The organism is Natronomonas marina (assembly GCF_024298905.1).
In the GTDB taxonomy this organism is placed as follows: Archaea; Halobacteriota; Halobacteria; order Halobacteriales; family Haloarculaceae; genus Natronomonas; species Natronomonas marina.
In genome coordinates this window covers 116,604-140,056 of the sequence record NZ_CP101155.1, presented here as the reverse complement: position 1 = coordinate 140,056, position 23,453 = coordinate 116,604, and the positions used below count along the sequence as shown (strand labels likewise).

Genomic DNA, 23,453 nt, shown 5'->3' with positions numbered 1-23,453 from the left:
TAACGGTCGAGCAACGCTGATCGAAGACGGAGCTGTCGCGTCGGCGGCTGACCGATAGTCCGGATAATCGGTTTCACTTCCGGGGTTCGTCGCTCTCGCGAGTGAACACCATCGTGCCATACGTCGTTTTCTGGCTACCACCCTGCTCAGAAGCACGGGCAGGGCCAGTGTAATAGTAACCCGCCAACCGGTCCTCTGACTCCCGGTATGTGAGTCGCGCCGTTCCGTCGTATGGCCCTTCATCTTCCGCCTGCTCATCGACGTCTGCACCTTCGTTTTCGAATAGATAGGCGAGTTTTGTGTGTAGCGTTCCGTCGGTCTGGAAACTGGCACCCGTGCTGACCGAGGGTGACCGCTCGGTTTCGAAGTGAACAATGATCTTGCTCCATGTCTGCTCGATATCCAGGGTTGCCGACATCGGCTGGTGCCCGCCGTCAGCGAGGTAGTCGTCCGGAATCTCGCCATCGTAGCTGGATTTGATCTCGCCCTCCCAGTGACCGGTCAGATCGGGAACGGCGACGATGAGATCGGGCATCCAGGGCTTGTTCCATAACCGCCGGTCGAACACTCGATGGATCAGCCCAAGTACGACTCCGAAGGCCAGCCCCGGAACGATCAGCGGCGGGATCTCGAACGGAACCTGCTGGTAGAGCCACGGGAAGACATAGACGTTCAATACAAACACGATGACGAACGCGATCACGCCCAGGATCGCCAGGAACGTCGACCGGAACTCGTTATCGCTGGAATAGACGTGCATTCATGCTATTGGACTCGGCGTTCTCCCAGTACGTTTCCAGAGCGTCGATGAACAGCTTGGCGTGCCAGGTGTCCCACTTCGTCGACCCGTTGCCGAAGAGATCGGTCACGCCGTTCTGGCACCGCCAGTCGGAGTAGTCGGTCTCCTGCAGGTAGGAGGCGATCTTGAGATACCGTTCCTGGAGGTCGTCGACGTACCGGCCCGGTGGCACTCTGTAGAGGAGACACTCGATGAAATAGGACGCAACGATATCGTCAGTGATGTAGCCGTCCGCGACGATCTCCTTGCGGGCGTTCTTGAACATCCGCACCGTCTCCTTGAACCGGTCGTCAGTGTCGTCCTGCTTGTCCGACCCGTGGTCTCGGTGGCGCGTCGGGTAGTTCACGACCGAGGAGATCGAGTCGGTCGGCCAGAAGACGATCCCCTCGTAGTAACCCTGCGGATAGTTGTAGTAGTGCTTGTACTGGGCGCAGACCACGACGTCGGCGTCGAGTGGGAGCCCCGGCGCGGAGACCTCTATCGCATTCCCGGACGGGTCGAACGTCCCCTCGGGATATGTATCCTGTAGAACGCTCAGCACGTCGTCGCGGAACTCGTCGTAGCCGTAGTCGAAATCCTCGACGTCCACGTCCTCCTGATCTTCCGGGTCAAGGTCGTGGAGATTGAAGTACTCGAACTCGTCGAGCCGAACGACGATATCGACGTCGCTTGAGTCGCGGATGATCGTGTTGTTCGCATACGAGCCCTGGAGGAAGTCGTGGAAGTCGATGTCGTCTAACGTATCGCTGTCGTTGAGCGCGTTCCGGATCTTGGTGTGGGTGTCCTGCGCGGACTGGAGGGCGGCTCGTTTCGGGTCCGTCCAGCTTTCGAGGGTGTCCTCATCAATGGCCATGGGAGCCTCTGAGAGAAAGCGTGTCGTTCATACACGTAGGTAATGCTTACCGACTTTTAATGATTCGCACAGCGGGGTGAAAGTGTTACCGGGAAGTCTTTGCCCGTCCACGGGGAAGATACCCATATCCGACCTATGGCTATCGACCCAGGGACGCTCGAATCGTGGTCCCAATACGATAACGGCCCCATCGAATCGGCGAAACGCACTCAGAACCGAATTCAGAACGAGCTACAGTCGAGTGATACGCTCGCCGACCCGGATTTTGACACGTATCTGCAGGGCTCCTACGCGAACTACACCATCGTGCGGGCGAGCAGCGACGTGGACATCGTTGTCCAGCTCACGGACATGTACTATGCCGATGTATCTGCGCTCAGTCCAGACGAGCGAGACAGATGGCGACGAACCTCCGGCGACCCGGACTACAGCTGGAACGAGTTCCGCACCGATGTCGTCGACGTGCTGGAGTCCCGATTCGGCTCCGCGGCTATCGACCCGGTCGGGAAGGCCATCGAGGTCAACACGAGCAATTTCAACGCCGACGTGCTCGTCTGCGCGAACCACCGGGACTACTATCACTACCCGAACGGCTACCACTCGGGGATCGCGTTCTTCGACCTCAGCAATACGAAGATCGTCAACTACCCCAAGCAGCACATCGACAAGGGGAGCACCAAGCAGTCGAGCACGAACAACCGCTTCAAGGAGACCGTCCGGATCTTCAAGCGAGCCCGAAACTACCTCGTCGACAACAACACGCTGGACAAGGAGAACGTCCCGTCGTACTTCATCGAGAATCTGCTGTACAACGTCCCGGATGGGCGCTACACGTACGACAAGCAGGATCGGGTGTTGAAGATTATCCGCTACCTGAACGAGACCGACTACAGCGACTGGACCTGCCAGAACGGCATCACCGACATATTCGGCTCGGGACCTGCCGAGTGGAACACCCGGTACGCGGACCAGTACGTCGACGCGATGATCAACCTTTGGGACAATTGGTAAGCCATGCACACGTACTCCACGGACAACGACCTCCGCCCGAAGGTCTACGGCGTCCTGGCACTGCTCGCATACGGGCTCACGATCCTCGTCGAGGTTATGACCTCGGAGCTTTCGACTGTTCTTCCGTTTGCGGCTGGATTCGTTGTCTCGTGGGGTCTCGCCTTCGCCGTCGTCTGGAAAGCCCATGTCGGGTGGTTCTGGAAGACCTGGCCTGCGCGAGCGCTGGGCATCACTCGTGTTCCGAACCTCAACGGGGAGTGGGAGGGCTGGATCGTCACGTCGTATGAGGGAGACATCGACGATGAGGCGCTCCATTCCGACGACAATCCCAGCGAGGACGGCCAGAAACTGAAGGCGTGGCTCGACATCGACCAGACGTGGCGTAAGATCAACGTCCACTTCAGGACCACACAGTCGCGCTCGGACAGTAACGGTGCGACCATGCTGACCGAGGAGGGAAAGTGGCCGAGCATCAGTTACCAGTACGAGAACGAGGGCTCCACGCTGGTCGAGGGCCTGGACATGCACTTCGGCACCGCCTCTCTCGAGTACCGCGACGAGGGAGACACAGAGACACTCGAAGGCCTCTACTACACCGGCCCAGGCCGTGAGAACAACGGGCACATGTATTTTGAGCGGGTTGAGTAACCGGAACAACTTTGCCGTTCTGACGGCCATCATGGTGCATGGGCGAGACGAAGAAGTGCCCCTCCTGTAACGGGAGTGGCGCAACGACCGATCCGCAAACAGGCTTTGGGGACTGTCCGAAGTGCGACGGCACGGGGACAGTCAGCCTGGGGATGCACGAAAAAATGACACAGGGCCAGCGCCAGGCCATTGGGACTGGTGGTGGCGCTGCAATGGGGTTCGCTGCTGGCGGACCGATAGGTGCGGTAATAGGTGGTGGGGTCGGCTTCCTTCTCTCGCGAGATGATGACGATGAAGGCGTTGGTGGCGCTTAGGATTGGGCGACACCGATAATTTCGAACCGTGCACCGCCGTCACTGCCTTCGGTCACATAGATCTCCCAGCCGTGGGCCTCAACGATCCGCTTGACAATCGCGAGTCCAAATCCGGTTCCCTCTCGTTTCGTTGTGTAACCGCTATCTAATACATCGTCACGTTCATTTTCAGGAATACCAGGTCCAGTGTCCTCAACGTAGAAGCCGTCTCTTGTACGGTCAACTCTCACAGTCACGTCGTCCTGACCATACTCGATTGCGTCGTGGAAGACAACCTAGGAGTTGAATACTCCGAATTAACGCCTGTGAAGACTGCGCTTCCTGCGGACACTGCGGTTGTGCCTGCAAAGCGCGTCCTTGAAACAGGAAGTCCCTGCCCCAAAGAGCGAGCGTCAGCGAGCAAGTAGCAGGGGTAGCTCACAGCCCGTCAAACATCACGGCGAACTGGTCGAGGCGGCGGTCGAGGTCGATGGCGTCGTGGACGTAGAGGTGGCGATCGTAGAACTGCTCGACGTCCTTCGCGCGCTCTGGAGCCTGCCCGCGGGGTAAATCGAGAGCAAGCGTGAGCCCGCATACAGGCGTGTACGTCTGTTGGAGTTCCTCTTGGTAGTCACCAGGGGAGCCGGGCTTGCCGTCGGTGATGATGAGGACAAGGGGGGAGTCGCGGCGCTGCTCGAGGAGGCGGCGGGCGAGTCCGAGAGCATCAGTGAGAGGCGTCCCGCCGCCCGTCTTGCCGCTCAGCAGACTCGCTTGGACGTGTTCGGTCTCGACGCTGAATGGTTTGATGAGGCGGGCGTCCCCATGGACGAAGTCTATAATGGCGACGTTGATGCCGAGGTCCTCGCAGGCCAGAGCGAACCGTGCAACGGCGTCTTCGGCGGTGTCGATGAGATTGCTCATAGAACTGGAGCGGTCGAGGACGAGGACGAGGTCGTACTGTTTCTCGTCACCCTGTTGGCGGACGCTAAAGGCGTCGACGTCGCCGCGGGCGAGAGCGCCAGCGCGGCGCCGGTCGAAGCTCCCGCTGGTGACACCGCTTCGGGTCTGGTCGCGACGACTCTCTCGGAGCGCCATCCGGAGAGTGCCACCGACGGCGTCTGCACCCGCGGTCGCAGCTTGCCACCTCGCGGGAGGTGCCTGCTCACCGATCTGCGGGAGAACCGAGAGCGAGTCGATACTTCCCTTTCCTGCGCCGGTGCTGCCACGGTGCCGTGCGGTCGACGTGTCGGGACTCTCGCTGCTCTCGTCGGTGTCGCCGTCGCTCACGAGATCTTCGAGGGCGGCTACGGTTTCTTCGAGGTCGCGTTCGAGCGCGTCCTGATCGGGAGTGGCGCGGTTGGCTTCCTCGTGAGCGGCGTCGTGGTCCGCGCTGAGTGCGTCGGCTCGTTCGTCGATGGAATCATCGTACACTGGCTCGGCGAGCGGTGCTGCGGCTTCCTCGGCCGGCTTGCCGGTGTTGTCCGTCTCGCCGTCTTGGACAGTGCCGTCAGCGGCGGGGTCGTCGAGCGTGTCTGAGTCGATATCCGCTTCATCCTCACCCGTCGTGCCGATGCTTTCGTTCTCCGTGTCGTCCGTGTCGCCGCCGTCTGTGCCGCCAGCCGCGTCTCCGACCTCTCCATCATTTTCAGATGGAACGCCGTCAGCGCGATCGTCGGGCGCTCCTGCGCCATCCGTGTCTCCACCGGTCGTGTCGGACGTATCTGAGGTATCTGAGCCGTCTGAGGTCGCCTCCTCGTCGGTACTCGCGGCCTCACCGCTGTCGCGCCCGGCGCTGTCACCGCCGAGGAAGTCCGAAAGCGACGCCTGCCCGTTCGACGGGGCACTCGACGCATCGGACGCTCCGCTACTGTCTGCGGCGCCCTCGGTGGGCTCTCCGTCTCCCTGCTCCTCAATGCCGCTCTCTTCGGCCGCCGACCCTCCGATCTCGTCGGACGTGGATTCAAGATCTTTGGCGCTGGACTCTCCAACACCACTGTCACGTTCTCCTTCCACGGAGTTTGCACTGCCAGCACCCGTCCCCGACTCGTCCGGCGAGGCGTCCGTCGACTCGGGCTGGGCGTTAGGCTCGGCATCGGACTCCACATCGGACTCGGACGAGGCTCCGTCGTCGTGTGCAGAGGCCCCGGCGTCGTCGGGAGCGAGCTCGTCAGCGGTGTCTGCCGTCCCGATTTCCGGGTAGGCGAGGACGTCTGTGGAGTGCCCGTCCTGAGTCTGCTCGAGAGAGACGTTCTCTGGGTCGAAGTCCGCCGGCGGCTCCGCGGAAGCGTCGTCACCCGATGCCTCCGAGGGGTCGCGGTCAGCTGGCGACTCACCCTGCTCGCCGTTAGGAGTATCTCCGGACGTCTCCGGACTGTCGCCGGTTGGCGACTCCGAGACGTCACTCGGGTCGGCGTCTGCGGCGCCGTACCCACCGGATCCATCCTCCGGTGACTCATCGGGTACCTCTGCGTCCGTGTCGGGGTCAGCGGACGGTTCGATCGACTCGCCCTGTTCGCACTCGTCGGGTATCGACGAGTCGGACTGAGAGGGCGATGAGGGCGTGTTCGGACTACTGCCACCCGTTGCGGCGGTGTTTTCGTCTTCTTGACCCTTCTGGTGGTAGTCCTCGTCCATCTGGTTGAGGAGCGGCTTGATAGTCTGTTCCCAGCAGTCGAGCACGGCATCCCCACGCTTCACGGAGTCGGGTTCACTGAGGACGGTCGCGAGGAGGTCGTCGAGCGCGTCTTGTGTCTGCGCGAATGCCGCCGCATCATCCTGGGACTGGAAGGTGAGCCGGGGGTCGTCTGGGTCGATGAGGACGTCACTCTTCCCAGAGTCATAGATGCCGTAGTCGTAGAGGTAGGACTGGATCGCGTCCCGGTAGGTGAAGGTGATAGTAGCAGTGTCGGGGAGATCGCTCGCCATCTGAGTGAGACTCCGGTTGACGAGCTCGAGGCGGTCGGCGGCGAGCTGACTTTGTGCCGCTCGGAGTTGGTGTTCGATCGCGGCGTCCTCGGCGTAGTTGATGAGGCCGTGGACGAACTCCTGATACTCTTCGTCGACGCGCTCGTCAAGGTGGTCGGCGACCGTCGAGATGTTCGTGTAGCGGATGTGGCCAAGTTCGTGTAGTGAGAGGCCGAACTGCTGGGCGCGGTCGGCCGTGAGCTGGTCGTCGAGCGGGAGGTTATCGAGATTCGCCGGATTGGTGGAGATGAGAACGAGGTAGTCGCCGTCGACGGCATCGACGAGCTGCTGGGCGGCCTGCTGGTCGAAGTCGGTCGCATCGGCGTCGATTAGGCGATCGGCGTCAGCCGGGAGAACGCACGCAGTCTGGACGTGTGATGTGAGGACGACTTCGATGTTTTCGCCGGTATGGGCTTGGATGTACTCGGTCAACCGTCGGGTTCGCTGTTGGGAGCGGCGGGCTTGCGCTGGACGGTCGGGAAGAACGGACCGTGCGGTGTCGGCGCCGCTCGACGCGGCTGTGAGTGATGGCATAACTGGAATCACCTCTGATGAAGACGGTTGGACGCGGCTACGTGCCGTCGCGCGAGAGAAACCCCTGCTGGCGACAGCAGGCCGGGGAGTCAGGTGTCTTCGAGTTTGTCGTAGGTATCGTCGGGGTTCTGGTGGGGTTCGGCGCTCGCCTTCACGACGTGTTTGAGGGCACCGCGAACGCTCGCCCCCAGATCGTACCAGTCGATGGCGTCTTCGAGCTTCCGGGTGGAGAGCGTCGGCCACGTTTCGTTGTCGCGGGTGGCGTTCGCGAACTCGACCATCCGACGGAGGCTGTCTCGGTCGATGCGCTGGCGACTCGTGTTGTACTTTTGATCGAGAAAGTCGATCTCGTCCTGGGGGTCCATATAGTCGAAGAAGATGGTTTGGAAGCGGTCACGAGTCGCGGCGTTCATCGGTTCGCTCCCTCGGTATTCGCGCGTTGGCGGGTTCATCGTGACGACGATTCGAGCGGCCGGGTGCGGGATGATCTCCTCGCCGGATTCCTTGACGGTGAGGACGTTCTGATTAAGGACCTTCTGGAGGGCCATCATCACACCCGCCGGCGCGGCGTTCACCTCGTTGATGACGATCGTGTAGCCGTGCTTCATCGCTTTCGTGAGAATGCCGTCGCGGAAGACAACGATGCGGTCCTCGTTGACCGTAGAGATACCGAGGAGGTCCTGGGCGAGCATCGAGGCGTCGGCGTCGACGCTGACGAGGACGCGATTCGTCTTGTAGTGGAGGTATTTGAGGAGGTAGTTCTTCCCGGCGCCGTGGGGGCCGACCAGTCGGAGACCGCGGTTGCCGCGGGCGAGCTTCATCGCGGTCGCTTCAAGCGTGTCGAGCTGGACATCCTCCATCGTCGTTGTCTTCGGTGCGATTACCTCATCGGCCCGCGTGGGCATATCGCGCTTCCGGACGATATGTGGGTGGTCGTTGTCCTCGAGAATAGGGAGCCCGTGGAAGGTTGCCTCTTCGACTGGCATCGAGGAGTCGACGACTGCGAGCGGGTCGCCGACGTCCTGATCGACGTCAGTGATGGAGTAGACGGTCGCCGAGCCGGAGGTGTCATCGCCGAGGCGTTCACGGTAGCGAGCGAGGGCGTCTTCGGCGATCTTTGTCTCGACCTGGACGTACTGGCCGGCCTGCTGGACGATGAGTTGGGCTTTGCTCCCTGTGAGCGTCGGGATATCCGTGAGGTCCTCGGGGTCTGCACGGTGGAGTTCGCCGAACGTGGTGTACCCCGTGTCGATGAGGTTCTGCTCGACGCTCTCGCCGACGCCGTCCAAGACGGTGAAATCAATACTGTCGGCAGAGGCAGTGAGAGCGTCGACGTGTGCGGCGAGTTCGGTCGGGCAGTCGCCTTCTGGGGTGACGCTCGTGATGCGCTGACCGCCGTCGCTGTCGCGGTCGAGCGTGTAGATTCCGTTGTTAGCCCCGTCCTCGACGAGCTGGGTGACGGTGTCGCCATCGAGGTCGAGATAATCGCTGGCGCGGAGGTGAAGTGTCTCGATTGGGAGATCTCCGCCGGTTTCTTTGATGAGGCCGGCAGCGAGGTGGCTGAGGAACCGTTGCTGGTCGTCGGTACTCATGGACTGTGGGGCTACTTGTGGCATAACTGGTCAATCGCGTTCACGGACTGAGGTGCGGGAAAAACGGACTACAGTGAAGCCGTAGTAGGAAGTGGAGTTGAGAATGGATCGCTCACTAGTCGCAGATAGCACCGCCATACGAGCGTGGGTAGGTAGGAGAGAACCGATTCAGGTGGTATACAAAATCAAACGTCAAAATCATCAAGTAATCTATTTTCTCGAATACAGCACCTTAGAAAGGCTTACTGAATTTCTGCTTCATAAAAGATTGGCTCTAAATCATCTATAGAAACCGCGCGGAAGTCAGATATCTTCGCAGATTGAGCTTCGTTCTCTACCAGATATGATTTTGCAAACAACTGGTTTGGAGATTTGAACGCCCCCCATGCATTTTCAGGAACATTGTTTGAGGTGATGGGGTTTTCAATTGCTACGGTCTCAACACTTGAATCACTAATGGAAATAATAGGTTTCACAACCTCTGTAGCTCGTTCTGGAATATCTGTCACTCTATATCGTTTTGTGTTCACTTCCTCAAGATAGGGAGGTTTCTTCACCGGGCTTGAATCGAAGATCTCGTCGTATCGGTCCACTCCAAACGGTATATCTGGATGGAATATTCGTAATTCAAATCGTTTCACTGAGTCAGTACTACGTCCATAATAATAGACGCCGGTATACAAGACTGAACCATCAGCAAGTCTGGAGTGTGCACGAATGAATGGACGATGGAGTGAGAAGTTCTCCCTGTCTCGGAATACTTCTTCAACCTTTGATGCTATTTCTGGAATGTTTTCTGTCCCGTGCGTCAAGGATTCCACTCCTTCTCCAAAAACCTGGTACGTTGGATCCTCATCTACATCAGACGACCGGCCGAATTGGATAGTGAACATCGGGCTGTCCGGACAAATATTGGATGAGTATATGTCTGCTAGATCAACTTGATCAGACGAGAACGAACCCTTCCAAGACCGGGTTTGGTATTTTGCCTCCTCTAAATCAAGAATGGCATTCGAGGGGATTGGAGATTCGTACCCCCCAGTGGTAACAGCATAAGACTCCCCATCGAGTTCTATTTGCATATCATTTAGTTGAGAAAGGTATAATAAGTATCTTGTGTGGACCCAACCCGAAAGAGTGGTCTCGCAGCACCCTTTGTACACCGTATCGGTCACGCCGATCTTAGCTCATCCAAGGCATGCTACGTAAGAAAACCATGAGAACTTGGGCTAATTTCGATTGGGGAGAGTATCTCGGGCTACTGATTAAGAGATTCTTGGATGGTGTTCTGGACGCGCTGGGCGTCAGTATCTGAGAGGTCGCGCTCAGAGGCGGCTTCGACGCCGGGAATAGCGAATGCCTCACCGAGAGCATCGCTAAGCGTCTGCTGGTCGGGCGCGATACTCGATTCGTCGTCATCGGCCTGAAGGTCGTGCTCGCGGGCGGCAAGCTGTATAGATTTCCCGGGTGAGAAGAGGATGTCACGGGCGACCTCGTTGTAGGCTTGGAAGGTGTCGGAGGCTCGCGAGCCCTCGAACTCGCCGAGGGCAACGAGAAGTGACAACTGGAGGTTCCAGAGTGTGGGACAGGAATCTGGCATCGCGATGCGCGTAGCTCGAGTACTCGCGCTCTCGGCGTACGTGCTGGGAATTCCGAGATAAACGTAGAAGTCGTCGACGTCGAAGGGGAGTTCCTCAAAGTCGATCGCGACCGAGCGGGCGCGAACGAGGACATCGTCGACGGTGGTCGTTCGCGCGTCGAGATCGTCATAGATGTTTCCCCACCACTCCATGATGGGGACGCGGTCATGCGCGCGTTCGTGAGCAGCGTTCGTGACATCGCCGACGTGTCGCCGTGAGTACCGCTGGCCGACACCGTACATAACCGTCCCCGATCCCGGGAAGAAGAGGAGGGGTTTCGCCCACATCGTCTGGGAGCCACGGAAGTCGTAGCCGGTCTGGATACCACCGTAGACCGTCATAGTCCCCGTCTCGTCATCTCTATCGTCCTCGTCACTCCTGTCGCTCATCGTGGGGTCGACGTCGGCGAGCGCATCGTATTCGCGAATAGCGGCCTTCGTTGAGCCATCCGACTGGCTCATATCGAGTTCGCGGCGGAAGCCCGGGAGGATGACAGTGAGCTTCGCAACGCCACCCCAGTCCCGCATATCCGCCCATCCGAACGCCTCGTCGGCACCGTGCTTTTGGAGCGCACCCATTAGCGGAAGGTAGGCCTCTTCAGGGTTGATGATCGAGTACCTGGAGGTCGCGATCTGCCAGCGGAACTTGACAGGGTAGCCGAGTGCCGCGAGAGCGAGACGACGGCGGTCGATGATGTCCTGGTGATCGGTGACATCAAGGAGACGGTCACTTGGTGCGTTCGCGGCGAGCTCTTCGACGGACTGGCCAGTTGCGGCTTCGAGAAGATCGGCGTTGAGGCCGTCGACGTCACGAATCTCCTCAGGGTCGATCGTCTCGTCCGCTGGATCGACAAACTCGTTGACAGCGCGGAGTTCGCCGCTGCTGGCCTGCGGAAGCGCCTTGATGATGGCTTTGAGTGAGCGGGCTTCACTCGCGTCCGCGTTGAGGAAGCGGCGGCCAGCAGGCTCGATACCGTCCGGATAGTCGACGGTTGTTGCGTCCGCGGGAGTGAGCCCGAGGAAGGGAAGCGTCTGTTCCTTCGCAATAAGTGATCGGACATCGATACTCTCGTCGACCGCGAAATCACGGTCACTTCGTGGCGCATCGCGGTGCTCTGAACTGGGCTGATTTTCAGCTGACATCGTGAATAACCTCTAGGATTGAGTTTGACGTGGGAGGATTGTCGTCCGCCTAGTGTGCGCTGAGGGGCGTTTTCACCGCCCTCTACCACTCGATGGGAGGAAGAAATCCGCCTACGCCGTGCGGTGCTGTGCGGGGGGCGGTGGGGGTTCGGTCGGTCGTGGAGCGCCTACGTCCGTTCGGGGTGGTGCTCGACGACCTCGTCGCGCTTCAGGGACCGACAAAGCACGGTGCCGTCCTCGAGGACGGCCGCATTCGGATTGCTGACATCCATAATTCGGTTCTCGAGTGACTTCCGGTTCGCGAGATTCGTCTTCCGGACGCTCCCCTTCGAAGCGTCCCAGCCTCGGAAGTGCGGGTGGTCGGCTGCCAGCTCGCGAACCGCGGCTTCGCTCTCGCCTTCGATAAAGCACGCAAGCCGCGTCGCGCCTGCGCCGACGTCGGGGAATCGGACTCTGTAGTACATATTTGAATACGCCTCACCTCCCGTAGGTGGAAAGAAAGCCGGGGTGAGAGGTCCGATCTCGATCAGCAGGCGGCTCGATGTTTTCGTAGTCAGGACGGTAAGCCGAGTCACCCGATGCTTCGATGTTCGCCGCAACCCGTGCAGCGTTGGTCGATCGAACCGGATGGCGTCGTCGAGGGGGAGAGTTCGCCTCCGCAATAGGGACACTCGGCGTCTTCGTCGAGCGTGACGGGGAGGTCGTCGCGACTGACATTGTCGGCGATGGCCTGCCGGTAGAGTGAGAAGGCTTCGGCGAGGTTCCCTGCTGCCCACTCGTTCGTGGGGAGGGCGAGACCTTCGCCGAGAGCGCCGTTCCAGAGGTAGACGCGACCATCAAAACCGTAGAGATCGATGGTGAAGACGCGCCACTGGGCGGTCTCCGCGAGCAGGGTGATATAGTCCTCGTGGAGTGCGTCGACGTGGGTGTCCGGGTCGAGCTGGGAATGGTCTTCGGCGAACGCCGCGACCTCGTCTTCGTCGAGCGGGAGCGGGTGCTCGGTCAATGCTGTGAAGGTACGTGGGCTGGTGTTGGCCATAATGAGTCTCCTCGCGGGTCACCTGTAACGGCCGGAGAGAAACCCGATCGAGTGATGGGGAGTTCTCGTTGGGATCACTCACGGGGAGGACGCCGGGTTACGAGCGGACGTCACGGATTCGAGCGGCAAGTTCTCGACGAAGAGTGACGAGTTCGTCTCTGAGCTGGTTTCGCTCGATGGTTTTCACTCTGAGTTTGCGGTGGAGGTCCCGCAGCGACCGGCCAGCTGTCGGGGATGGGGGCGGCGTGGGTTGGTCGGACGCTTCCTTACGGTCGGAGCTGGCTTCGTACTCAGGTATGTCGGCACCGCGAGCGCGGAGTTCCTCGACAGCCTCCCAGAAGTCCTTTCCAGAGGGATACTCGCCGGTAGTTGTGACGATGCCTTCTTCGAGGGCAACAATCTGGAGGGCATCGAGAACGATGAGGCCGTTCCGATAGATCCAGCCGTCGTCCATCTCGGCGAGGCGCGTCCCCGAGTCCGAGTTCGTCCAACAGGGGTTCCGTGATTTCGTGCCGTCACTACGAGTTTCCGTAATTGGCGAGTCGAGGCGGATTTCGGACGGTCGCGTCGTCTCGACCGCCCGGTAGACGTCTTCGATGTTGGTCGTGGATGTTGGCGGTGACCGTTGAGATGGAGACGGCGAGGGGGCCTCAGGCAACGCGTCCATGGGCGACTCTGAAACCTCAAATGAGGTATCTGCCTGTGGCTGCGGGGTCGTGAACACGTCGACAACGTCGTCGATGAACGCCTGCGCCGGCTGCGTTTCGGTGGGCGTCCCGACGAGATGTTGGCCGGACATCGCGACGAAGCGGGCGGAGTCGTAGACTTCGATAGAGGCGTCCGGAAAGGTGTCGTGGGTGGGAAGATCGTCGGCAACAGTCGTGACGTCATCGGGGAGCTGACCGCGGCAGAGGATGTGTACGCCTGTTCCAGAGGGGGAGACGTCGGCGTACGAGTCTGCAGTCTGCAAGTGCTCGTGAACGACAGGATGGATAGCGCCAGTTCCCGGATCACGAGCATCGTCGTAATCGACGACAACGAGGTCTTCGTCGGAGTACTCGTCACGGTTGCGGATGACGTACGCAAGGGCGAAACCGGCGGAGAGCTTCTCGACCCAGTCTTGGGCGGACTCGAAGTCCGTCCAGACCGTGGGGTTCTGAGCATCGACATACCGCTTGGGCCAGTCCGGATAGGCATAGGGCGCTCGTGGGACCTTTCGGTCGTTGTCGGTTGGCTTCCAGGTCAACCACTGGTCGTGGTCACGACAGTCTGCTGGATAAGTGGCCGTCTCAAGCGCAGGGGTCGGGGGACTCGTGAATGGCATAGTGGGATATGAGGAAGGGAGGTGACGATGTTATCTGCGCGTCTATCCCGATCGCGCAGGAGAAACCAGTAAATGAATCGACGAGGATCTACAGGGGCAACGGTTCAGTGATTGCCGTCGGACAACCTAACGCGGTGGCCTAGAGGAGAAAATCATTGCGTCGGCAGTCGTGTGGATTAGCCTACGGCTGTATATTTTGAAATGATCCATCTTCTTGATTGTTTGAAATCGATGTGGTCGGCTTGAAATTAGATTCAGAAGCACCCATATTCAGGGAGAACTGTACTTATTTGACCAGTATGCGATGAGGGGAACGCCGAGGAGAGTAGGCAACAACCACGCTATAATTCCCAGTTCGGACGTGAGGTTGACAGCTGAAACGGCACTAACCGTAGCAATAAACGCACCAATCATCCGTTGGAGGTGGCTGACCATCCATTCCCCAGAATTCTCACCATAGAATGAATGAATATCCAGTGTTCCGAACGCAATGCCGATTCCACCGAAGACGATCATCACAACCCCGAAAGAATTCCCATCAAGAAACCAGTTGATGCCCCACAGACCAAGTCCAGCACACGCAAGAACGACGCTCCCAGCAGCTCCCCAGTCGACCATATGGGCAGTACTGGTCGGGCGTTTTCGAGAGAGTACACGGTATCCTGAGAACGCAAGGTATCCACTAAAGATCGCAACGAGGGTGAGGATGATACGGAACGCCACAGGGTCGATAGCTACTAGGACGAACACTGTGGCAACAACAACGCCCATCGATACGAGAAAGACCTTCCCGGCTTGACGATGTCTCATTCCTCCCTTTTTGGTCACGAGTGCGCCGAGGCCAGCGAACAGAGCGGCTATGCCTGCAGCAATGTGCAGCCACAGTGACCACACCTCAACTGTCGGCATAGCTGAAATTCAGAATATGACTTCATAAAGATTGGTGCGTAATTCGATATCCTCTGGTTGAATTTGTCGGTCGTCAAAATGTGGTCGGCCACGTTCGAGAAGTCAGGCTTCGACCATCGGGAAACACGTATCCTGGATGTCGTGGTAGCGGTTGCGAATCGTGACCACACTCACGTTCGCGGCCTCCGCAAGTTCGGATTGCGTACACGAGTCACTGGAAGGAGAATCTGAGTGGTGCGTGGCGACATAGAGGGCAGCGGCGGCGATACCGACGGGATGCTTCCCGGAGTGGATGCCTGCCTCCATAACGTCCTTGAGGAGTTCCATCGTAAACCGCTTGGTCTCTTGACTGAGATCGAGTTCCGAACAGAGGCGGGAGAGATAGTCTCGTGGATCGGGCGGCGGGACTTCGAGCTCGAGTTCGCGGACGAGATATCGGTAGGTGCGCTTGATACGGATTTTATCGTCGATTCGACTGACCTGCGTGAGGGCTTCGAGATCCTGTGGGAGGCCAGCTTGCCGGATTGCGGCGTAGACGGCGGCAGTCGCGACGCCTTCGTAACTCCGACCGGGAAGGAGGTCCTGATCACTGGCCCGGCGGCAGATGACGGCGGCGATGTCGTGGTCATCGTCGGGGAGATCGAGAGCAGCGGCCATACGCTGGATTTCTGAAAGCATCGCCTTGAGGCCGCGTTCCTTCGAGTTCCCAGTCCGGGACCGTTGTTGCCACGTGCGAAGTCGGGTCAGCTGCGCTCGCCGTTGTGAGGAGATGGTGTTCCCGTGGGCATCCTTGTTGCGCCAGTCGATCTCGGTTCTGAGGCCAAAGTCGTGCTGGGTTGGCGTGAGTGGACTCCCTGTGTGGGACTTCTGTTCCCGTTCGTCCGCAGAGAAGGCCTGCCAGTCGGGGCCGCGGTCGATAGCATTCTCCGTGACGACGAGTCCACAGTCAGCACACCGGGTTTCTCCATGAACGTGGTCGACGTGAAGATCTCCGTCGCACTCGGGACACGTAGCGGTCCTAGCAGCGACGGCGGCGTCAGTGGTCTCGGATGGTCCAGTCGTACGTTCCGAGTCGGGTATCTTGCGAGTCCGAACCCGGTTGCTATCGGGAGTGGATGAATCGTTCTCGGTCATAGTGAGGGACGGAGAGGGATCGGTGATGACTCCCGCCACCTCACGTCTGGGGAAGAAAAACAGGAACCGGGAGGTAAGACGGTGGATGCGGCTCTAAGATAGGGAGGACACCCCTGATACCGAGTGAAAATCACCAGGTGTTCAGCGGGAAGTTGAGGACGAGGAGTCCGAGCGAAGGAAGGACTTGAGACGGTCGAGACGCCCACCTGAGTCGTCGGCTGTGGAGAGCTCGAGATTGCCATCGTCGTCAGCGTGGGTGTCGGCGACATACTCAACGATCGCAACGAGCGTTTGGTCATCCAGGATGTCGACGAGCATGTCAGTATCGAGGGCACGGACTTGGACTTCGGCGTCGTTCTCGAGGGCGTCTTCGAGTTGGGAGTTACGGACGTGGATACGCCGAAGTTTCTTTGTTCGCTCATCAAGTTCGGCTTCGAGTTCGTCTATCCGCTCCTCTCGAGCTTCGAGTTCGGCTTCAAGACGGTCGATTTCTGCCTTGTAGAGTGATTCTGCGCCCTCGCCGCGTCGGGGAGAATCGCGGCCACGCGTCCGACCGCTACTGTGGGATGACCCCAGATCGGACGGTGATGAACTGCCCGTCGCCGGGGCGTCGGCATCGCGGTCAGGGGTGTAGTCAGGAGCAGGCGACCAGTCGCTTGCCGATGGGGCGGCCTCCGACTTGTCCTCCTCGTACTCGGGGATGTGCGCGCCGCGAGCACGAAGCTCGTCGACGGCCTCCCAGAAGTCCTCCCCAGAGGGATAATCTCGTTCGCCAGTAATGATGCCTTCCTCAAGGGCGACGACTTGGAGAGCGTCGAGGCCGATGAGACCATCGCGGTACACCCAGCCTTCATCGAGCTGGGCGAGGCGCGTGCCAGACGAAGAGTTCGCCCAGGATGGATCCAGTGACTGCGTACCGTCAGCGCGCTCCTCAGTGACAGTCGAGCGGAGGCTGATGTCTCTCGGTCGGACGTGCTGGATGGCGTCGAAAACATCCTGAATGTCACTCGTGGTCTCGACGTCTTCGATGTCCTCGCGAGTAGTATCCGGTTCAAAGGCGACTTCATCGGGGGTCGCTGCGGAGACGGTCGCATAGTCCTCGACGAGCCCATCAAGGAAGGTCCGGCAGTCGCGCGTCTCGGTGGGTGTACCGGCGATGTGTCTGCCGGTCATCGTGATGAAACGCGCGGACTCGTAGACCTCGATCGACGCCTCGGGAAGGGCCTCGTGTTCGGAGAGGTCGTCAGAGATGGTCTTGACGCGCTCGGGGAGCTGACCGCGGCAGAGGATGTGAACACCTGTTCCAGACGGAGAGACATCGGCGTAGGAATCGGCGTCAGCAAGATGATCATGGACGAGGGGATGGATTTCACCCGTTTCGGGATCGCGGGCGTCGTCGTAGTCGATGACGACGAGGTCGGTCTCGAAGTCGTTGCGGTCGGGAATAACGTACGCAAGTTGGTGATGAGGGAGTTTATCCGCCCACTCTGCTGCGGTCTCGAAGTCCGTCCAGATGGTTGGGTCCTGCGCGGAGACGTACCGATCTGGCTGGTTTGAGTTGTGGTAGGGTGCGCGGGGAATCTTGCGGCCGTCATCGGCTTCCTTCCAGGTCAGCCATCGTGAGACCTTCATACGGTCCTCGGGATAGACGCCTGACTCGGTTGGTGGGGCGGGGAGATCGCTCGCCATGAGTAGTCAACTCGCCAGAATATATGCAGTTCTCTGACTTTAGTCCATGGGAGGGTGTCGCGAAGGGGAGATGATGCAGTGGTCAGGCCGCGTGCGTATCGTCGAGGAGGAGATCCGCAAGGAGACGCGCGCCGACCTTGTCGAGCGTCTGGTTGCTCGAGGCGTCGTGAGGGTGGTGGATACAGGCCGGGCATCCCTCATCACATTCGCAGTCGGCAACGCGAGTCTGTGCGAATTCGAGGGCATCCTCGAGGTGCTGGAAGACGCGACGAGCGAGGCCGACACCACCAGGATGGTCGTCGTAGAGGACAATCGTAGGGTGGCCGGTTGTGTCGAGACGCGAGATTGCGAGCCCGCGCATATCGCTGCGGTCGCAGAGGACGGTTGCTGGAAGGACGCCCAGCAGTGCGTTCGTGAGGGCGTAGAGGCTCCCCTCGAAGGACGGCGATGGCGCGTCAGGGTCATCCGCGTTGGGATGCTCCTCGGTGAAGGCATCCCGAATGGTGGGCGGGATGCTGATGACGAGACCATCCGAGGAGAGTTCGGTTTCCGGAAGGTCGGTCTCGATGGGAACAGGTCCATTCGAACTCCCGGACTGGTGGGTGTAGTAGCTAACGACGGTTTCGCTGACGGTCAACTCGGTGAGCTGAACGGCGGGAGGTGCTGTGTCGGCGCTTGCGTCACCGCCGTCAGTCGCAACCTCAGGGTCGGCTGTGCCGGGAAGGCCGCGTGACTCGTCGGCGTCTTGGAGCGTGAGCGTGCGGTCTGTGACCGCGCTAGTCGTGTAGGTCGCGTTTGTAGGCTCGACCCACGCGATTGGCGAAGCAGAACCGGATGCTCCCGGCGAGTTTTCCGGATCGAGATCGACGTCGATGACGCGGTATCGCTGGCCTTGATGGAAGTAGATCGCGCCGGGGTGGGCATCACGAAGACCGGAGGCGAGTGGAAGTTCACCGAGGACGTCGAGCTCGTTACTCGCGGGGATATCCGGGGAGGACTGGTCGTCCGGTGTCACAACGATACGGAGCGAGCGCGAGTTGATCGACCGGAGGGAAACGTGCTGGCTCGGCGGCGGTCCCCCGTCGGGGACGTACGTCCATGTGAGATCTGTCGATGTGAGCGAGCGGTCGAGGACGCCGGCATTGGTGAGTGCTGAGACGTACTTCGGGAGGTCGTCGCCAAACCAAGTGTTGTCGTCGGTGGAGAGGGGGGCTTCGGCGGCGGCTGCCGGAAGGTGTTCGGTAAGGACACGTGGGTTCTGGGGGTTGCATTCAACGGATTCGACGCTGCCGTCAAGGAGATCGTCCGGATGGTCGAGTGCGTATTGGTCGAGCGGATCTGCGCCGCCGACGAGGCCGACAATGCTCGGGTCGGTCCCCCGGCCGGCACGGCCGGCTTGTTGGAAGAGTTCCATCCGTGTTCCCGGATAGCCGTCGACGAGGACGGCGTCGAGGTTCCCGATGTTGATCCCGACCTCGAGGGCGTTCGTGCTCCAGACGACGCGGATGTCGCCGGAGTGCAGCCCGGCTTCAAGTTCTTCTCGCCGCTCGTCCGAGAGTGCGGCTTGATACGCGGCCACGTCGTCGGCGAGGCTGGGATAACCGTCACGCTGGAGGCGGCGAGCGGTGACCTGAGCGTACTGTTCGGCCGCTTGTCGGCTTCGCGTGAAGACGATGGTCTGGAGACCGCGTTCGACGAGCGCCGCTGCGAGACGTGCAGTTGTCCGGTGTGTCGATCGAGCTTGCCCCTGCTGGCCGCGGGGCGGTTGCCAGAAGAGCCAGTGCGTTGAGCCGCCAGCACTTGTGTCCTGGTCGACGACGTGAACGTCGGCTGGGTCGACGCCAGTCAGCTGGACAGTGTGCTGGCGAGGGTTGTCGATGGTGGCTGAGCAGGCGACGATTGTCGGGTCAGCGTCGAAGGTTTTCGCGACCCGACGGAGTCGTCGAAGGACGACGCCGACGTGACTACCAAAGACGCCACGGTACTGATGCTGTTCGTCGATGACGATCAGGTCCAAGTTGGAGAGGAACCAGCCCCAGAGTTTGTGGGCGAACGGGAGGATGGAGTAGTTGATCATATCAGGCGTCGTCGCGAGAACGTGCGGTTGCCGCTCGCGGACGCGACGTTTCTGGTGTCGAGAGAGTCCGCCCGTGTAGCGCCCTGCGTCAAGACTGGAGTCGACGTTCTGGAGGAAGTCGTAGAGATCGTCGGCTTGGTTGTTGATGAGAGCGCGCGTCGGTGCGATATAGAGAGTACGGGCGTCGTCGACGAGGGCGCGCTCGGCGGCGAGAATCGAATACGGGAGTGATTTCCCCGACCCGGTCGGGGTCGCGAGGGTGACGTGTTTGCGGAGTCGAGCGTGCCGAATCGCTTCCGCCTGATGGTCGTAGACTTGATCGATGCCCTTCTCGCGGATCGCCTCGGAGAGCTCCGGGCGCAGGGGGACATCCGTAGTCTGCGCGGATTGCCCGGTCATCACGCGGTGGTTCACGAGGCTTCCACCGACGGTGGCCTCGTTCTCGGCAAGCCAGTCGACAGTATCGTGGATCGAGGGGCGTTCGCCGGCCGATTCATCGAAGGCGCGTGTCCCCGCTTCGAGCTCCACATTCTGAGAGACAGCCGCGTCGGCGTTCGTCTTTGAGCGACTCTTCGAGCCGGCACGCGACACGTCCGACTCTGACGGTGGTGACTCCTTCGTCATAACTTCCTTCACCTCCAGTGGAGGGAGAGAAATGCCGTGCGAGACCTCAGAGAGCCGTGGATGACGGTGCTTCGACGAGCGGAGTGAGGTGTTCCCGAGGCCGACTACGGAGTAGTCTCAACGAGCGCGCTCGTCCCGTCGTCCGCCGATGTCGAGCGACGTGCGCGGACAGCCGTCGAGGGAAGGAGTTCGAACGCAACATGGCGGAACTGCACGAGCCCACACGATTCGTTCGGACAGACGATGGCATCGGCGTCGGCGTCGATCGCGCTGCCGGGGACGGCGGGCGCGTGCTCAGGGAGGATGCTGTCCTCACCAGGATCGCGGTCGTTGTCGTAGAGGGCGAGATCGGTGTAGTAGTAGATCCCCTTGTGCTCGCAACGGGGGCAGCTGTACGCGAGGATCTGACCAGCGGGGGCAGCAGCAGAGGGTTTCACGGGCAATCAATCGAAAGTGCGTTGCCCGGACGTTTAACCTCAGGGGTGCAGCCGGGGCCGGGCGGTACGAGAGCGGGGATCAGGGATCGACTTCCCAGTACTGGATGGCGAGGCGGCCGTTGCCGAGATCGTCGACATCGTAGGCAACGTCGTCGGGGATGTTGAGGTCGACGATGGCTTCACCCTCGACGAGCTGGGAATCATCGAGGCCAGTCTGTTCGGCGCTCGTTTCGAGTTCAGGATCGAGTGGTGGAGTCGAATCGGACGTCATGGATTCTAGAGACATCATTGACTTCCTCCACGGCGGTCATGCCGTGGAATCCTCCGCGTGAGTGAATCAGGCCGTGCCTGGGTCACCGGAGGGAAATTTCCCCTGACGGGTGTGGTTTGCGGGTTCCTCTTTGGTCGAGTGATCACGCTGTCGCCAGCAGTGATCGTCCCACTCGAAGCACGCAACTGCGTCTCCCAGCCTGTTCTGACCGGAAGCCGCGGGCCGAGCCATCGACCCACCTTGATTCAAATCACGATACTCTACTGCGGTTTCAGTGACGAGGAAATTCATACTTCCCGCTACATCTGCGTGCGCTTCCACGCCGCACGTTCGACACTGCAAGAGATCACCGCTTCGATGAACGTTCTCAGCTCCACAGTGAGGACACCGCGAGGACGTGTTTGCCTCGGACTTTTCATGCACCATAATCCCGTACTCAGCCTCTACGACCTCGTGTAACCGGCGACGAAATCGCCCATGTGCCCAAAACAAGTGATTTTTCTCGTTCACCCGCGCCGACCAGTGCGTTTTGAGGACATCTGAGAGATCGCCGACAATCAACTCGGTAACATTGTGTTCTGCCAACCACTCCGCGAGGTGCTGGATGAGTGCATCCATCGCGTGATCGCGTTTCACGCTACGCTTCCGGTACACTTCCCGAATACGCTTGCTTGAGTACCGGCCATCGGGGAGCATAGCTTGTAGACGACTGATTTCTCGGGTGTATGCGTGGAAGTCTTCGAAGCATGGGCGCCCGTGGAACAAGCAGTGGTCACCTCGACTCGTCGTACAGGCAGCGAGGGTGTTCGCACCGATGTCCACCGCTGCCACCACGTCCTCGCCGTCCGTAGTGGCCAGTAAGTGGGAGTGAGTAGAGGTCCGTCTCGACGGTGTATGCGTGTCATCGCCAACGGACTGATGTGCGGTGAACGATTCGGTTTCACGGTCGTAGACGAGTTCAAGACGGCCCTGCTTGCCCTCCCAGTGCGGGCGGCCACGAACTTCGAGTGTGAGTTTTTCGTGGTATCCGATGCCGTACTTCTCCTTGAGCTCCTTTCCCAGTGGAATTCGCAGTCGCGAACGCTTGCCTAGCGAAAGCGTATATGTATCGTTGCGGAGGAGCGTATGGAGCGTTCGGACGCCGTCCTCCTTCCAGTATCCCGGTAGGCCGGGACGGTCTGTCACGCTGTCATCCTCCGGGTTACGGTATTTTTTCAAGAGTTCGAAGAAGCCGTCCCACGTCTGCCAATTCTTCTGGACAAGTTGCTGGGGGATGCTTGAGGAGAGTTGCTGAATGTACTTCTGACGGTATTCTTCTTGGGTAGCGGTCTTCTTGACGGCCTGTTTAAGCTGTGAGACAGTTGCGTTGCCCTCTGATTCTTTCCTATTGAGGAAGGCTTGACGGCGAGCATACTGGACTTGGTTCCAGCACGCGGTGGACGCGTCCAACAGCTCAATGAGTGCAAGCTTGTCCCTACGGGAGTGAGGACAGACATCGAATGTATTGACGCGTCTCATCCTTCTAAACCATCACACGGTGGTGTGTTAAAGACTGCTGTGCAGGTGGCACAGGACTCATAAACCGGCTGAAGAGGGTAGATGGTTTGGGTGGGCCTATCGATCTCAGTCACTTTGAATCCGGGGGGCGAGCATCTGGGTGACAGTGGCGGCGCCGTCGGCGTACTCGTAGTTGAACTTCGCGGGGAAGTCCTCGCCGAGGAGGATTTCGACTTCGGCGTCCTTCGGGATCGCCTTGTTGAGATCCTTGAGGTAGTCCAGCGAGAAGAGCGAGTCGGCAGCGCCGACCTCGAGGTCGATGAGGTCGTCGCGACCGAGTTCGAGGTCGACATCGTCGGTATCGCCTTCGGCGTGGACGCGGAAGGCCTCGTCGTCGGGATCGACGATGAGTTCGACGTGGTCGGAGACCATATCGGCGGCCCGAACAGCACGGTCGATGTCGCGACCTTCGAGGACGACACGTGCTGGGAGGTCGAGGTCGGGGATGTCGGGCTCTTGGCGGATCGTGTCGGGGTCGAGGAGTGCGAGCGTGTACTCGAGACCGCCGAACTCGATGAGGAGCTTGCGGGTCTCCGGGTCGAGCGACATCTGGATGAGGTCGTCGTTGTCAGCCATACCGACGACGTCGGCGAGCTTGGTGAGGTCGACGCCGAGGACGCCACCATCGGCTTGGTAAGACTCGAAGGCGGTTTCGGTGATGTTCGTCTCGTCCATCGCGACGTTCGCGGGATCGACAGCGGCGAGGCGAAGGCCGAGATCGTTCAGGTGGACGCGAGACTCGTCGACGAGGACGCTAAGCGTGGTGATCGTCTGGTCGAGGCGGTCAGCCTCGATGATCGCCGAGAACGCCTGGGGTGGGCGGGAGTCGGACGGCGACTCCTCATCGCTGCCGTCACTATCGGTCTCTGCGTCATCTGCTTTCTCGACTTCCGTCCCGTCAGCGTCGGGGGCTTCG

General features: G+C 60.0%; 20 protein-coding genes. 2 read left to right on the top strand and 18 right to left on the bottom strand.

The window, feature by feature from the left end; all coding sequences use genetic code 11:
• Window positions 1–73 precede the first annotated feature (73 nt).
• Complete coding sequence (locus NLF94_RS20685; RefSeq protein WP_123623044.1) at window positions 74–760, bottom strand: Cap15 family cyclic dinucleotide receptor domain-containing protein; 687 nt, start codon at window positions 758–760, stop codon at window positions 74–76.
• Entirely contained in the window at window positions 738–1,652 is a 915-nt protein-coding gene (locus NLF94_RS20680) for a nucleotidyltransferase domain-containing protein (RefSeq protein WP_254841504.1), read from the bottom strand. The genes NLF94_RS20685 and NLF94_RS20680 overlap by 23 nt, the downstream gene beginning before the upstream one ends.
• 135 nt (window positions 1,653–1,787) lie before the next feature.
• Here NLF94_RS20680 and NLF94_RS20675 point away from each other — a divergent pair, with 135 nt between their 5' ends.
• Both NLF94_RS20675 and NLF94_RS20670 read left to right on the top strand, forming a co-directional pair.
• Entirely contained in the window at window positions 1,788–2,663 is an 876-nt protein-coding gene (locus tag NLF94_RS20675) for a nucleotidyltransferase domain-containing protein (protein WP_254841503.1), read from the top strand.
• Between the two features lie 3 nt (window positions 2,664–2,666).
• Window positions 2,667–3,311 (top strand): Cap15 family cyclic dinucleotide receptor domain-containing protein, encoded by a 645-nt coding sequence (locus tag NLF94_RS20670; protein WP_254841502.1) that lies wholly within the window; start codon window positions 2,667–2,669, stop codon window positions 3,309–3,311.
• Window positions 3,312–3,621: 310 nt separating this feature from the next.
• On the opposite strand, the gene NLF94_RS20665 is transcribed toward NLF94_RS20670, so the two are convergent.
• The 16 genes from NLF94_RS20665 to NLF94_RS20585 all read right to left on the bottom strand — a co-directional run bounded on the left by NLF94_RS20665 (window position 3,622) and on the right by NLF94_RS20585 (window position 23,335).
• Entirely contained in the window at window positions 3,622–3,882 is a 261-nt protein-coding gene (locus NLF94_RS20665; RefSeq protein ID WP_255152965.1) for an ATP-binding protein, read from the bottom strand.
• A gap of 160 nt (window positions 3,883–4,042) precedes the next feature.
• Window positions 4,043–7,000: a VWA domain-containing protein gene (locus tag NLF94_RS20655; protein ID WP_254841500.1), complete on the bottom strand. Its 2,958-nt coding sequence runs from the start codon at window positions 6,998–7,000 to the stop codon at window positions 4,043–4,045.
• Window positions 7,001–7,191: 191 nt separating this feature from the next.
• Window positions 7,192–8,694 carry an AAA family ATPase gene (locus tag NLF94_RS20650; RefSeq protein ID WP_254841499.1) on the bottom strand — a complete coding sequence of 501 codons (1,503 nt, stop codon included), beginning with the start codon at window positions 8,692–8,694 and terminating at the stop codon, window positions 7,192–7,194.
• A 242-nt stretch (window positions 8,695–8,936) separates the two neighbouring features.
• On the bottom strand, window positions 8,937–9,776 hold the full coding sequence (locus tag NLF94_RS20645) for a hypothetical protein (protein ID WP_254841498.1): 840 nt from the start codon (window positions 9,774–9,776) through the stop codon (window positions 8,937–8,939).
• A 176-nt stretch (window positions 9,777–9,952) separates the two neighbouring features.
• Window positions 9,953–11,476 carry a hypothetical protein gene (locus NLF94_RS20640; RefSeq protein WP_254841497.1) on the bottom strand — a complete coding sequence of 508 codons (1,524 nt, stop codon included), beginning with the start codon at window positions 11,474–11,476 and terminating at the stop codon, window positions 9,953–9,955.
• 167 nt (window positions 11,477–11,643) lie between these two features.
• Complete coding sequence (locus tag NLF94_RS20635) at window positions 11,644–11,940, bottom strand: hypothetical protein (protein WP_254841496.1); 297 nt, start codon at window positions 11,938–11,940, stop codon at window positions 11,644–11,646.
• Between the two features lie 107 nt (window positions 11,941–12,047).
• Entirely contained in the window at window positions 12,048–12,515 is a 468-nt protein-coding gene (locus tag NLF94_RS20630; RefSeq protein WP_254841495.1) for a hypothetical protein, read from the bottom strand.
• A 97-nt stretch (window positions 12,516–12,612) separates the two neighbouring features.
• Complete coding sequence (locus NLF94_RS20625; RefSeq protein WP_254841494.1) at window positions 12,613–13,761, bottom strand: hypothetical protein; 1,149 nt, start codon at window positions 13,759–13,761, stop codon at window positions 12,613–12,615.
• Window positions 13,762–14,109: 348 nt separating this feature from the next.
• Window positions 14,110–14,748, bottom strand: a complete 639-nt coding sequence (locus NLF94_RS20620; protein WP_254841493.1) for a hypothetical protein — start codon at window positions 14,746–14,748, stop codon at window positions 14,110–14,112.
• Between the two features lie 102 nt (window positions 14,749–14,850).
• Window positions 14,851–15,882: a transcription initiation factor IIB gene (locus NLF94_RS20615; RefSeq protein ID WP_254841492.1), complete on the bottom strand. Its 1,032-nt coding sequence runs from the start codon at window positions 15,880–15,882 to the stop codon at window positions 14,851–14,853.
• Between the two features lie 141 nt (window positions 15,883–16,023).
• Window positions 16,024–17,571, bottom strand: a complete 1,548-nt coding sequence (locus NLF94_RS20610; protein ID WP_254841491.1) for a hypothetical protein — start codon at window positions 17,569–17,571, stop codon at window positions 16,024–16,026.
• 82 nt (window positions 17,572–17,653) lie between these two features.
• Window positions 17,654–20,272, bottom strand: coding sequence for a DEAD/DEAH box helicase (locus NLF94_RS20605; RefSeq protein ID WP_254841490.1), 2,619 nt, complete (start codon window positions 20,270–20,272; stop codon window positions 17,654–17,656).
• A 104-nt stretch (window positions 20,273–20,376) separates the two neighbouring features.
• Window positions 20,377–20,715 carry a hypothetical protein gene (locus NLF94_RS20600; protein ID WP_254841489.1) on the bottom strand — a complete coding sequence of 113 codons (339 nt, stop codon included), beginning with the start codon at window positions 20,713–20,715 and terminating at the stop codon, window positions 20,377–20,379.
• A 73-nt stretch (window positions 20,716–20,788) separates the two neighbouring features.
• Window positions 20,789–20,995, bottom strand: a complete 207-nt coding sequence (locus tag NLF94_RS20595; protein WP_254841488.1) for a hypothetical protein — start codon at window positions 20,993–20,995, stop codon at window positions 20,789–20,791.
• 51 nt (window positions 20,996–21,046) lie between these two features.
• Entirely contained in the window at window positions 21,047–22,498 is a 1,452-nt protein-coding gene (locus NLF94_RS20590) for an RNA-guided endonuclease InsQ/TnpB family protein (RefSeq protein ID WP_254841487.1), read from the bottom strand.
• 105 nt (window positions 22,499–22,603) lie between these two features.
• Window positions 22,604–23,335 carry a DNA polymerase sliding clamp gene (locus NLF94_RS20585; RefSeq protein WP_254841559.1) on the bottom strand — a complete coding sequence of 244 codons (732 nt, stop codon included), beginning with the start codon at window positions 23,333–23,335 and terminating at the stop codon, window positions 22,604–22,606.
• Between the last annotated feature and the right edge of the window lie 118 nt (window positions 23,336–23,453).